General features: G+C 59.4%; 14 protein-coding genes and 1 pseudogene. 8 read left to right on the top strand and 7 right to left on the bottom strand.

What is annotated here, in order from left to right:
• Window positions 1-237: 237 nt before the first annotated feature.
• Window positions 238-870, bottom strand: a complete 633-nt coding sequence (locus tag FJ309_08290; protein MBM3954597.1) for a hypothetical protein — start codon at window positions 868-870, stop codon at window positions 238-240.
• A 108-nt stretch (window positions 871-978) separates the two neighbouring features.
• Window positions 979-1449, bottom strand: a complete 471-nt coding sequence (locus FJ309_08285) for a hypothetical protein (protein MBM3954596.1) — start codon at window positions 1447-1449, stop codon at window positions 979-981.
• A 416-nt stretch (window positions 1450-1865) separates the two neighbouring features.
• On the opposite strand from FJ309_08285, the gene FJ309_08280 reads away from it, so the two are divergent.
• Complete coding sequence (locus FJ309_08280; GenBank protein ID MBM3954595.1) at window positions 1866-2369, top strand: IS630 family transposase; 504 nt, start codon at window positions 1866-1868, stop codon at window positions 2367-2369.
• Window positions 2370-2406: 37 nt separating this feature from the next.
• Window positions 2407-2907 carry a transposase gene (locus tag FJ309_08275; protein ID MBM3954594.1) on the top strand — a complete coding sequence of 167 codons (501 nt, stop codon included), beginning with the start codon at window positions 2407-2409 and terminating at the stop codon, window positions 2905-2907.
• 16 nt (window positions 2908-2923) lie between these two features.
• On the opposite strand, the pseudogene FJ309_08270 reads toward FJ309_08275, so the two are convergent.
• The 4 genes and pseudogenes from FJ309_08270 to FJ309_08255 all read right to left on the bottom strand — a co-directional run bounded on the left by FJ309_08270 (window position 2924) and on the right by FJ309_08255 (window position 5599).
• Window positions 2924-3007: pseudogene (locus FJ309_08270) on the bottom strand (DUF111 family protein).
• A 23-nt stretch (window positions 3008-3030) separates the two neighbouring features.
• The gene (locus tag FJ309_08265) at window positions 3031-3834 is read right to left on the bottom strand and encodes a metal ABC transporter permease (GenBank protein ID MBM3954593.1); all 804 of its coding nucleotides are present in this window, start codon (window positions 3832-3834) and stop codon (window positions 3031-3033) included.
• Window positions 3835-3866: 32 nt separating this feature from the next.
• The gene (locus FJ309_08260; protein MBM3954592.1) at window positions 3867-4679 is read right to left on the bottom strand and encodes an ABC transporter ATP-binding protein; all 813 of its coding nucleotides are present in this window, start codon (window positions 4677-4679) and stop codon (window positions 3867-3869) included.
• Complete coding sequence (locus tag FJ309_08255; protein MBM3954591.1) at window positions 4676-5599, bottom strand: metal ABC transporter substrate-binding protein; 924 nt, start codon at window positions 5597-5599, stop codon at window positions 4676-4678. Before FJ309_08255 ends, FJ309_08260 begins: the two co-directional genes overlap by 4 nt.
• Window positions 5600-5754: 155 nt before the next feature.
• Between FJ309_08255 and FJ309_08250 the strand changes: the two genes are divergently transcribed.
• The 4 genes from FJ309_08250 to FJ309_08235 all read left to right on the top strand — a co-directional run bounded on the left by FJ309_08250 (window position 5755) and on the right by FJ309_08235 (window position 9754).
• Entirely contained in the window at window positions 5755-6045 is a 291-nt protein-coding gene (locus tag FJ309_08250; GenBank protein MBM3954590.1) for a hypothetical protein, read from the top strand.
• A 60-nt stretch (window positions 6046-6105) separates the two neighbouring features.
• On the top strand, window positions 6106-7449 hold the full coding sequence (locus FJ309_08245; GenBank protein MBM3954589.1) for a GTP-binding protein: 1344 nt from the start codon (window positions 6106-6108) through the stop codon (window positions 7447-7449).
• Entirely contained in the window at window positions 7437-8480 is a 1044-nt protein-coding gene (locus FJ309_08240; protein ID MBM3954588.1) for a WD40 repeat domain-containing protein, read from the top strand. The genes FJ309_08245 and FJ309_08240 overlap by 13 nt, the downstream gene beginning before the upstream one ends.
• Window positions 8481-9403: 923 nt before the next feature.
• Entirely contained in the window at window positions 9404-9754 is a 351-nt protein-coding gene (locus FJ309_08235; GenBank protein ID MBM3954587.1) for a hypothetical protein, read from the top strand.
• A gap of 49 nt (window positions 9755-9803) precedes the next feature.
• On the opposite strand, the gene FJ309_08230 is transcribed toward FJ309_08235, so the two are convergent.
• Window positions 9804-10505, bottom strand: coding sequence for a cobalt transporter (locus tag FJ309_08230; protein MBM3954586.1), 702 nt, complete (start codon window positions 10503-10505; stop codon window positions 9804-9806).
• A 513-nt stretch (window positions 10506-11018) separates the two neighbouring features.
• Between FJ309_08230 and FJ309_08225 the strand changes: the two genes are divergently transcribed.
• On the top strand, window positions 11019-11333 hold the full coding sequence (locus FJ309_08225) for a hypothetical protein (protein ID MBM3954585.1): 315 nt from the start codon (window positions 11019-11021) through the stop codon (window positions 11331-11333).
• A gap of 239 nt (window positions 11334-11572) precedes the next feature.
• Entirely contained in the window at window positions 11573-12076 is a 504-nt protein-coding gene (locus tag FJ309_08220; GenBank protein MBM3954584.1) for an IS630 family transposase, read from the top strand.
• Window positions 12077-12085: the final 9 nt, after the last annotated feature.

The raw sequence follows: 12085 nt of genomic DNA, 5'->3' as shown, positions 1-12085 counted from the left end.
GAGCGTTCCGCCGGCGACCAGCGGGCCACACTCCACCGGCGGCGGCCGCCGGACCACCGCGATGTCGCATCCGGCGGCATCGATGTGCCGCACGGCCTCGTCCGTCCAGCCGGCGGCCCGGCGGGTGGCCTGCGAGCGTTTCATGGGGGATTCCGGGAGGTGCCGCGTCACGACAGTCGTAACGCATCAGGATTGCAGCTGCAAACGGTTCGCTCGAACGGCCGGAACGCGGTCGTGTCAGGGCCGGTGCTCGGCAAGAAACGCCCGAAAGGCCCCGAGCTCCTTGGAGATCGTCTTCGCCTCCTCGGCATAGGTGGAGCCGGTGCCGCCGTGGAGCTTGTCGTCGATCCGCGAGAACGCGGCGAAGAGCACCCCGGCGCTGCGTTCCACGGCCTTGCGGTCGAGGGCGACCCCAGCCGTGCCGGCGAGTTTCGGCAGGTCCTCGAGCAGGTGTCCGATCGCGTGGAGATCGTCGTGGGCCGCGTCGGGGTCGTTGGCCTCGAAGGCGGCGCGGATCCGCTCGTCGTGGTCGATGATCGCCGCGAGTGCGTCGCGAAACGTCGGCTGTGACGCGTCGACGGCCGGCGTGGTCTGGCCTGCTCCGGCGGCAGGGCCGGCATGGGCATGGTCGTCGTGCCCGTGCGCGTGGCCGTCGGCGGCCGGGCCGTGGTCGTGCGCGGATGCGACCTGGCTTGGCCCGGCATGCGCGACGGTGGAGGCCGGCTGTGTCGCGGTGCCGCAGCCGGTCGCCGCACCGATCACGAGACCTGCTGCCAGAAACACCGCCGCCAGTCCACCGGCCCGCGGGCCGACGCCCTCACCGCGGCTCCCCTTTACTGTCTGCATGCCTCTCGCAATCATCTCGACCATCGAATTCCCTCACTGTGCGACGTGCTTCGCCCCATCGGATGGATCATAGCCCGGCCGAATTCTAGATGCAACTATTGTGCATCTAGAACCCCGGGGCACGGTGTGTCGTCAGCCGGCTTCGGTCCGCACCTGCGGCCACGTCACGGCAAACGCCCGGAACACCGATCCCCCAGCTGAACCGCGAATGCCGCTGCCGGCGGGGAGCTGGATCGTGAGGCGATTGCCAATCGGACGCACAGTGCCGCGATCACCTGCCCGGAACCTGTAGGTGAACACGAGTTCTTCAGCGCTGCTCGCCGACCGGCTGAAGGTCGCGAATCGCCGCGTGCCGCCGATCGTGAGCGGCAGACGCGGAGTCCCCCGTACGGAGACGGGATCGGAGAAGCGGTAGGTGACCTCGAGAATCTGGCCGACGCCGAATGCGAGCTGCGATGGCGTGTCCACGGCGAAGACGCCGACCGCCGGACGGTCGTGGAAGAACTCCACAGCCGCCTCGTGCGCCGTCTCGCTCGCCCTCACGTTGAACACGAATGCCATCGGCGCCGACGGACGCACACCGTTGCTGACGAGCCGGCCCACGACCACGTAGATGCCGTTGGGAGCCCGTCCGTGGAACGTGGAGCCGTTCCAGTTGCGACCGACCGTGACATCGAAGTGGTCATGGACTTCGGTGCCGCCTGCGCTCACCTCGGCTGCGCCGACATCGAGCCGCCGCCCGACATGTCTCCTCGCGCCGATTCACACGTCCTCGGCGTCACGATTGAAGTTCAGTTCCACCCCACGGCGAACCGGGGCGAACCTCGGCGTGCTGCCTCTCCCGTTCCAGAACGTGACGCCCTGGAGCACCTCCAACTGCAGCATGCTTCCCTCGGCGAGCCCGGTGACATCGAAGCCCACGTCGAAGACGGTCGTGTCGGGCTCGAAGTCGTTGACCTGCCCCCACGAATGGCACCAGGTTTCAAGTTAGGGACGCTTGAAAAAACGATTCACGGCGGATGGGCCGGTTGGCCGATATCCCATGCATGCCATACAGCGGAAAACGAAAAGACGCGGAAACGCGCAGGCTGAAAGCCATGGAGTTGCTGGACTCTGGGATGTCCCAGAGCCAGGTAGCCGCCGAGTTGGGCGTGACCCAGTCGGCGGTGTCAAAGTGGGTAAGCGCACGGCGGCAGGGCGGACAGGACGGCCTGAAGGCGAAGCCGCATCCTGGTCGCCCGAAGAAGCTGACGGAGTCGCAGGTAAAGAAGCTCGTGAAGATGCTTCTCGAGAGCCCTCGCAAGCATGGCTTCCCGACCGACTTGTGGACCCTCGCCAGGATCGCCGAACTGATCGAGCGGAAGTTCGATGTGTCGTACGACCCGTCCGGTGTGTGGCACGTGATGGCACGGTTGAACTGGTCGGCTCAGAAGCCCGAACGGCAGGCGCGGGAGCGGGACGCCGCAGCGGTGCAGACGTGGCGGACGCGGGATTGGGCCCGCATAAAAAAACGCCCGGCGTAGTCGCCGCACCATCGTTTTTGCCGACGAATCGGCCTTCATGCTCCAGCCCACGGTGCGCCGCACCTGGGCTCCCCGCGGCCAGACGCCGATCCTCAAGAGCTACGATCGCCACGATCGGCTCACCGCGGTGTCTGCGGTCACGGTCTCTCCGCAACGACGTCGGCTCGGCCTCGTGTTCGACCTGCTCGACCACAACCTCGCCACCGAAGACTTCGAACTGTTCGTCAGACGGTTGCTGCGAAAGATTCGCGGACCGATCACGATGGTCATCGACCGGCTCGGAGCGCACAAGAGCGCGGCCAAGCGACTGCTGGTCAAGTATCCCGCCCGGCTCACGTTCGAGTGGCTTCCGCCGTACTCGCCGGATCTCAATCCGACCGAGCACGTCTGGGGTCACACGAAATACAGCCGCTTGGCCAACTTCATTCCCGACGATCTTCTTCATCTTGCCAGGGTCGTCTCGGACGCGCTCAGGAAGACCCGGCGCGAGCAGCGGTTGCTCCGCTCGTTCTTCCGTCAGGCTGAACTCGATCTGTAGATCCTTGAAAGAACTATTCAAAGGTCAATAGATCGAGCATTGCGCCGAGGAACATGTCGCCGCTGATGCCACTGAAGATGTTTAGGTAAAGTGTATTCATCCGTCGAAGTCCAAGTGTTCGTCTCAAGTAGCGTCATACTGGGCTGGAAGTTGTCGCCAATGTATTCGTGTTGCCAGGTATGCAACTCCGAACAGAACCGTACAGGCAAGCACGATTGCGCCACCGCTAGAGATCGATAAGTAGTAGGAAGCATACAAGCCGGCCACACTGCTACAAGCCGAGAATACGACTGCCAAGAGGAGCATCCTATCCAGCCGCCGCGTGATCAGTGAAGCCGTGGCCGCCGGCGTCACGATCAGGGCAGTGGTTAGCACAACGCCGACCGCTTGAATGCCTGTAACCACTGTCAGGGCGAGCAGAATCAGGAGCAGGTACCGCATACGCTCCGCAGACAGACCAATGCTCTCTCCGTGCAACGGGTCGACGGTCGTCAGCATCAGCTCCTTGTTTACCAACAGCAGTACCGCGCAAACCAGGAAACTGACTATCCCAATTCCCACTAGGTCGGCTGTTGTCACGCCAAGTACGTTGCCGAACAGCATGTGGGAGAAGTCGCGGTAGCTCTGAACGCGTGAGATCATCACGATGCCGAGTGCAAACATTCCGGAAAAACTCACGCCGATCGCCGTGTCTTCTCTCAGCCGTTGGCCGCGACTGAGCCAGCCAATTCCTAGGGCGGTAATAACCGCCGCGACGATCGCGCCGACGAACAGGTTCCAGTGATTCAAATAGGCGATGACCAGGCCGGGCAAAGTCGTGTGCGCGACGGCGTCGCCCAGGAAGGCCATGCGGCGCAAGACGACGTAAACCCCGAGTAGCGAGCAGGTTGTTCCTACCAGCAAGCTTGCCAGCAGCGCCTGGCGCATAAAGGAGTATTGAAATGGTTCGAGTAGCCAGTTCACTTGCTTGCTCCGCTGGACGCCGGACGCGGTGCGAGAGATGCCAAGGGGTCGCGTCCAAATGGCAAAATGCTCTCGACTTGCCCTTCGCACAGGTACACCGCGCTATCAAACGATTCCATCAACCGACCCAGGTCGTGCGTGGCCACCAGCACACTGCCTCCGCACTGTGTGTGCTGCGTGAGCAGCTCATCGACGACGTCACGCGTGGCTTCGTCAACCGCATTGAGCGGTTCGTCTAAAAGGAAAAGACTCGCTTCCTGTACGAGTGCCCGCGCCAGGAGTGTCCGCTGCTGCTGTCCGCCGGATAAATCGCTGATTTGCCGTTCTGCTAAATCAGCAATCCCCATTCGCTCGAGCACCCGCCGAACACGAACGCGATCCGCCTGACCCGGCCAACTCAACCAGCCCAGATGCACGTAGCGACCGGTCATCACGAGGTCCGATACGGTAAGCGGGGACTGCCAATCCAAGTCCGTCCGCTGAGGCAGATATGCGGTTCGATGATGGCAGGCCCCCACGGGATTTCCAAAGAGCGCCATGTGTCCCGATTGCGGCTTTACTAAGCCCGCCAGGGCCTTCAGGAGCGTGCTCTTTCCAGCTCCATTTGGGCCGACGAGCGCCACTCGCTGCCCAATAGCGACTTCCAGCGAGACGGCGTGCAGTGCGTCGCTGCCGGCCTTCCTGTATCGAACCGACAAGTGCTCGACTTGAACTGCCGGTTGCCCCGCCCGGGGATCGCGATGGCCGCGGCCGCTATAAGGTAGCCAAGGTTCTTCATGCGAATGCGGGAACTCTGGAGACTGGTTCAACGGAGCGCCTCCGTCATCGTGCGCACATTGAACCGCATCATGTCGAGATAGGTTGCCCCCTTGGAGTCAGGCGGACCCAGTGCGTCGGTGTACAACGAAGGCACGATGCTGACGCCAGCCTCTTTGGCCACCTGCTCGGTCAATCGCGGGTTAATGATATTTTCCGCGAATACCGCCGGCACCTGCGCGGCACGGATGCGGTCGATGACCGCCGCCAGTTTGCTCGCCGCCGGATCGGTCGCCTCGCTCGAGACCGCCCCCATCACACTCGAGACCTCGAATCCGTAGCGGTCGGCAAAATAGCCGAACGTATCGTGCGTCGTTACCAAATGACGGTGCGACTCAGGAATCGTGGCGATCTGCTCACCGATCCAGGCGTCTAATGTATGGATTTCTCGAATGTACTCATCCGCGCGACGACGGTAGTCGGCTGCATGCATCGGATCGCACTCCACCAAGGCGCTGGCGATCTCCCGCACCATCGCCTCGGCATTTTTCGGACAGTGCCAGACGTGCGGGTCGATTTCCTCTCCCCCGCTGGGGGAAATAAGCTTTCGCGGGGCTATCTTCTCCGTGACGACGACACGTTTGGCCGCCGAATGGCTGGCCACGAACAACTTCTCCAGCCAGGACTCAAACCCGATACCATTCTCGAACGCGAGGGCCGCGCGATGCAGTGCCACGCTGTCTTGCGGGGTCGGCTCATAGGTGTGAGCGTCGCCCCCAGGTCCAACCAGCGTTGTCACCTTCACATGTTCACCCCCGACGATTTGCACCCAGTCGCCCAGAATGCTGTAGGTGGCCACGACCCACACCTGGGCTTGATCTGGCGGGTTCGGAACGCGAGACACGCATCCAGTGCTCAGACCGAGCAACAGGAAACTCAGTGGAAGTAAGAAGCCTCGTCGTTGGCTCTTCAAATGCTCGTTCCCTGATTAAGCGTGGCCAACATTAGGCGACGGCCGGGGAAGTCGTCGGCTGCCTACTTGCACACCATCTGCACTTGCACTAGATTATCGTCTGGGAATCCGGCGGTCAATCGGCCGACGACAGACGCGACAAGGGAGGAGGAGCCATGATGCTTGGAAGAACGAAGCGATCTCCGGAACAGATCGCGACGTTGAAGGGCTGGGCGACGGACCTACTTCCCATTCCCGCCGACGCCACGCTCACGGTTGCGGAGTTGGAGTGTCACGAGGAAGGCTGCCCGCCAATTGAAACGGTGATCGCCGCCCTCGTGCAAGGCGCATCGCCTCGGCAGTGGAAACTGCACAAGTCGCTTCCCGAAGTCACGCGCGATGACATTGCGGCGTTAGCCGAGCATTCGCATGACCCACCGATTCGGGGTTGGCGCTGCCCGGACTGATCGATCCCACGATAACGTTTCAATCACCGCCACGTAGTTCATTTTAAGGAGTTCCTTGCAATGGCCACCACCCCCGTTCCGGTTACGGTTCTCACCGGGTTTCTCGGCTCCGGAAAGACCACCTTGCTTAACCGCATTCTTTCCGAAAATCACGGCAAGCGGATTGCCGTGATTGAGAACGAATTCGGGGAAGTAGGGGTGGATAATGAACTGGTGATTGGTGCCGAAGAAGAAATCTTCGAGATGAACAACGGCTGTATCTGCTGTACGGTGCGGGGCGATCTGATTCGCATTCTCGGCAACCTGATGAAGCGACGCGACAAGTTCGATTACATCATGATTGAGACGACTGGCTTGGCCGATCCGGGGCCCGTCGCCCAGACGTTCTTCATGGACGACGAGATTCAGTCCAAGTTAAGCCTGGATGGTGTCGTGACGCTCGTCGACGCCAAGCATGTGCATGACCACATCGACGACAGCGACGAGGTGAAGGAGCAAATTGCCTTCGCCGACGTGATCTTGCTGAACAAGACCGATCTAGTTTCGTCCACGGAGTTGGATCAGCTCGAAGCACGCATCCATGCCATGAATTCAGCTGCCAAGATTCATCGCACTCGCGACGCGGTCGTCGACATGGAGAAGGTGCTCAATCTCGGCGGCTTTGATCTGGACCGAGCGCTCGACGTCGATCCCAAGTTTTTGGAACCGGAATATCCGTTCGAGTGGAGCGGCGTTTATAGCCTACAGCCGGGAACCTATGAGTTGCTGCTCCAGCCAGGACCGGACCCGGCGATGAGCGCCATGCTCCAGTCGGTCGCGGCCGCGACGGAAGAGGGCATGCGCGAAGCCGTTGAACCGGCGGTACTCGCATTTTCGGACGATGCAATCGAGCTAAAGCCTGGCGATTCTGTGACGCCGGGCGATCGGCTCTATAGTCTGGGGCTGGAGGGGGACGATCTGCGTTACCCCCTCGTGATTAGTCAAGCCGGCGCGTATGCCCTCTTTACAGAGCATCATCCGGACGAGTTCCAGGCTTATGTCGTGGATGCCAACGGAGCTCGGATCGCGCCGTTACACACTCGCGGATACAAGCCAGATCACGAACATGATGAAGAGGTCACCTCCGTGGGGATTACGACGCCGGGTAATCTCGAATTGAAGCGATTTCAGGGCTGGTTGCGTGAGCTATTGGCGACCAAGGGAACTGACATTTTTCGCATGAAAGGTATCTTGAGCTTCGAGGGGATGCCGGAACGCTACGTGTTTCAGGGCGTGCATATGTTATTCGATGGTCGCGAAGATCGCCCCTGGGGCGACGAGCCACGCCACAACACCTTGATCTTCATCGGCCGGAATCTTGATCGCGAGGAGCTCAATGCGGGGTTCAATGCATGTTTGGTTTAAGCAAAACGAAGACCGGGCCGCGCGAGATGCGCGAGTTGTGGCACCATGAGGGTGACGAGTACATCATCGACTTGGCTTGGTCCCCCAATGGACAATCGCTTGCGGCGGTGACCGTCGAGGGGCAAGTGCTGGTTCTATTGAACGCTCATCAACGGGAGCAGTCGCTGCGCCTTGGTTCGCACACCCTGGGTGCCACCTCGCTGGCATGGCGTTTCGATAGTACACGGTTCGCCACAGCGGGCCAGGACGGACTCGTAAAGGTCTGGGAGCCAGCCACTTCCACACCCATTCGAGAATTGCCCTCCGGCGGAAAGTGGGCAGCCAAAGTCGCGTACCGTCCCGGCAAGCGGGACCTAGCTTCAGCAGCCGACAAGCTTTTAAGGATTTGGTCGGATGACGGAAAGCCTATTTATGAATCAGACGACCATGCCAGCACGATTGCTGACATCGGTTGGAATCCCGATGGGAGCGCCGTCGCGGTAGCGGCATACAACGGCGTGACGTTACATGTACCTGGCAAACAGGCGCGGCCGCGCAAGTTCGAGTGGAAAGGTTCGAGTCTCGTTTTGGCGTGGAGCCCGAATTCGCGATTCATCGTCACTGGAGAACAGGATTCGACCGTACATTTCTGGCACGTGAAGACCGGCAAGGATGCACAGATGTGGGGCTTTCCCAAGAAGGTCTTAGAAGTGGCTTGGCATCATCGTGACGAGCGACTCGCAACCGGCGGCAGCGACACGGTCGTGCTGTGGGACTGCAGCGGCAAAGGCCCTGAAGGTCGTAAGCCGGAAATGTTTGAAGCGCACCCTGCCAGAATCACGCAACTGGCGTTTCAACATCGCGGAGACCTGCTGGCATCATCCGACAACGATGGATTCCTTTTTGTTTGGAATCCATTCAAGCAAAAGCTGCCCATTGCAGGCCAGGTATTCTCTTCGTCAATCTGCCGCTTGGCTTGGTCGCCCGACGACCGTTTGTTGGCGGTCGGTCAACAGGATGGAACGATCACGGTGTTGCAAAACGACAACTAATCGAGCGAGGTCAACACGATGATCGAAGACAACTTCAACGCACAGACTCGGAACTTACGTTTGGCCGTGGAACGTGGCACACCTCTTGCGACTCGACGCGATCAAGTGCTAGGGCAGTTAGTATTCTGTGACGGTTGCTGCTGTGGCCGAGTTGAGCGCGGTTTCCCTGCATTACCCAAGGACGCCATCAAGGCGCGATGGAAAGAACTGAAACTTAATTCCATCATTCAATTAACAATCAGCGGATGCCTGGGCCCTTGTGATCTGGCCAATGTAGCGTGCATCATTTCCTCGGACGGGCGCTGCGAATGGCTGGGCGGGCTTTCCGAGGCGTGGCAGTATGAGACGCTGATCTGCTGGGCGGAAGAATGTCAGCGAACGCGTTGTTTTCTACAGTTACCAGCAGCATTGGCCGTTCACCGGTTCGAACGATTTGAACGTCCATCGACGGAACCGCAGGCGTGTTCTCTATCAAGTGACGCATTAACCAAGCATCCCGCGTAGGCAGATCGATCCTCGAATGGATATCGGGTACTATGGTTTTGTGGTGGCTTCATGAGAGAATTGGCGAGCGATAATCTGCGCCAGCGTCTCCGCGAGGTGGGGCTACGCGCAACACCAGCTCGGATCGCGGTGGCTCGCTCGCTAATGATCGCGACCGAACCACTCACCCGTCTCGAAATTGGCTCTTCGGGGATTTCCGTGGCTGAGGAGTGTCGACGGGCGTACAGGTTCAAGAATGGGGAAGTGCATGGCGGACGGCGTGATCAGTGGGGCCGAAACCCACTGCATTCACCCTCAAAGGCTGCCTTTTCCCCTGTGTTTTCCGCCCATCGGGCTTTTGGGCCCAGCTTGGAGGAGAGGGGGCGCCGCGGGGACTGGGACCAGCACGTTCCCTGGAGTAAAACCGACGATTTTCCGGGATCCAGGCCCCCTTGCCACGAAATTCCCGGAAGAACCTCGAAATTGCCGACAATCTTGCGCGAATCGATTTCGACAAATCAACGGTGTTTCGCGTACTTCAGGATTTCATCAGCACTGGACTTGCAAGGCGGTTGGATGTCGGCGACCACGCTTGGCGTTACGAACAAACGTCCTCAATCCCTACAGGGACGAAGGGGCACGCTCATCCCCATATGCTGTGCGTTGACTGTGGGAGTGTTACATGCCTTGCGGACGCCGCAGATGATCTCAGGGTGCCCAAATCGGTCGGCGACATTGAGGAGATCATTCTCAAGGGACACTGCAAACCTTGCCAGGAAGCCAATCGCTGAAACCCTCGTCGGATAACCAACTGCGTCGAGTGAAACAGTCCTCAGCCAATTAATTGACAACGAGGCGAAGAAGATAGAAGCAGCCGATTATCAGAATCAAACCAGCGCGAATGTAGGGCCACGGAAGCCCCTGCAAACGCTTCGATTTCGGGAGTGGCTTAGTTCCAATCCATTGCAGAAAGATTCCTATCAACGACAAAGAACAAGCGATGCCTGCCGCGAACAGCGCAATAACGGCATACGCTGAGAAAGGAGAGCCCGTCGACATACTCGCAAAATAGGCTGCGAGTGCCGATGGACATGGCAGCAGACCGAAGGCGATGCCCAGAAGTGCGCTCATTGAATAGGATGAAGCGGATGATTCAAGCGGTTTTCCGCATTCGTGGCGATGGCTCTTGCACCCACATTTGGAAGGTATCTTTCTTGCTGCAGACCACCACATCCACCCCCCGACGGCAAGAACTAGGATGGCACTTACCCACTGCAGCGAATGAGTAACCGACGCATCGTGATGATTGTGATCACCTACGACCAAGTGCTGCGCGAGGTGAACGACGAGGGCGATTGCAATGAGCGAAACAGAATGAGCTATCCCACCTGAAATTCCAATCACAATCGGATGCCAAAAACTGCGTCCCCCTCCTGAAAGATAGACCAGCATCGCCGTTTTTCCATGCCCCGGTTCGACGGCATGCAGGGCCCCCAAAACAAATGCAAGCCCCAAGGTCACTTCATGAGAATGTGCGTGCATTGCGACTTGCCAGCCATCTTTGGGAAGACCTGGGAAGAACCGTAGCTGAAGACCACGAGGTAGCGGTCTTGGCGAACGCTGACTGCGAAATGTTTACGAAGTAAGAGGGGAAGTGGTTCGAAAAGATCCGAATTTTCAGGCTCTTCGGGGATTTCCGTGGCTGAAGAGTGTCGACGGGCGTACAGGTTCAAGAATGGGGAAGTGCATGGCGGACGGCGTGATCAGTGGGACCGAAACCCACTGCATTCACCCTCAAAGGCTGCCTTTTCCCCTGTGTTTTCCGCCCATCGGGCTTTTGGGCCCAGCTTGGAGGAGAGGGGGCGCGGCGGGGGTTGGGACCAGCACGTTCCCTGGAGTAAAACCGACGATTTTCCGGGATCCAGGCCCCCTTGCCACGAAATTCCCGGAAGAACCAATTTTCAGTAGGCTGTCGGCGAATCGAATTTTGCCACGGGCTTGCCAGGCGCCAGTTGGTTCTAAGCTAGACGAATTTCGTCTGCTGTCAATCCCGGCATGATGGACAAGCGGATTTCCGACGACAACACATGCCAAATTCTCCGAGACTGGGAACTGCTCCAAAGCATGAATGGAATCCAGTCGGATCGCAACTTCCGTCGAAGCATTGGCGGCGGCGTTGAGTTAGACCGAGTGCTGGCACACGAAAAGATTGATCAGGCATTGCGGGCCGTCGACGCACAGCTTGGCAGCCTCGATTTACCATTCAAGGTGCCTGAATTGTCGATCCTTGCACTCCTTTGGCCGGGCGAGTTTTCAAAGCCTGAATCGCCCGTCGCGGAGCCCGAATCTTTCGATGACAAAAACAATTGACACTACGGCGTTTCAACCGAGACCGGCGATTCAGGAGTGTAGGTAAGCATGTCTCACCAGGATACGACACTTATATCATCGCTCAACTTGCTCACGTACCCGGTGTCCAGTACTTACTTCACGATGAAGCAGCATGATGCGCACTACGCCTCGCTTAAGTCGGTAGATACTCGGCGCGGACAGCACTCGGAACTTATCGATGTATGCCTATTGACGCTTGAAAAAACGATTCACGGCGGATGGGCCGGTTGGCCGTTACCCCATGCATGCCATACAGCGGAAAACGAAAAGACGCGGAAACGCGCAGGCTGAAAGCCATGGAGTTGCTGGACTCTGGGATGTCCCAGAGCCAGGTAGCCGCCGAGTTGGGCGTGACCCAGTCGGCGGTGTCAAAGTGGGTAAGCGCACGGCGGCAGGGCGGACAGGACGGCCTGAAGGCGAAGCCGCATCCTGGTCGCCCGAAGAAGCTGACGGAGTCGCAGGTAAAGAAGCTCGTGAAGATGCTTCTCGAGAGCCCTCGCAAGCATGGCTTCCCGACCGACTTGTGGACCCTCGCCAGGATCGCCGAACTGATCGAGCGGAAGTTCGATGTGTCGTACGACCCGTCCGGTGTGTGGCACGTGATGGCACGGTTGAACTGGTCGGCTCAGAAGCCCGAACGGCAGGCGCGGGAGCGGGACGCCGCAGCGGTGCAGACGTGGCGGACGCGGGATTGGGCCCGCATAAAAAAACGCCCGGCGTAGTCGCCGCAC

It is taken from the genome of Planctomycetota bacterium, from assembly GCA_016872555.1.
GTDB lineage: Bacteria > Planctomycetota > Planctomycetia > Pirellulales > UBA1268 > F1-20-MAGs016.
This window is presented reverse-complemented; position numbering and strand designations above follow the sequence as displayed.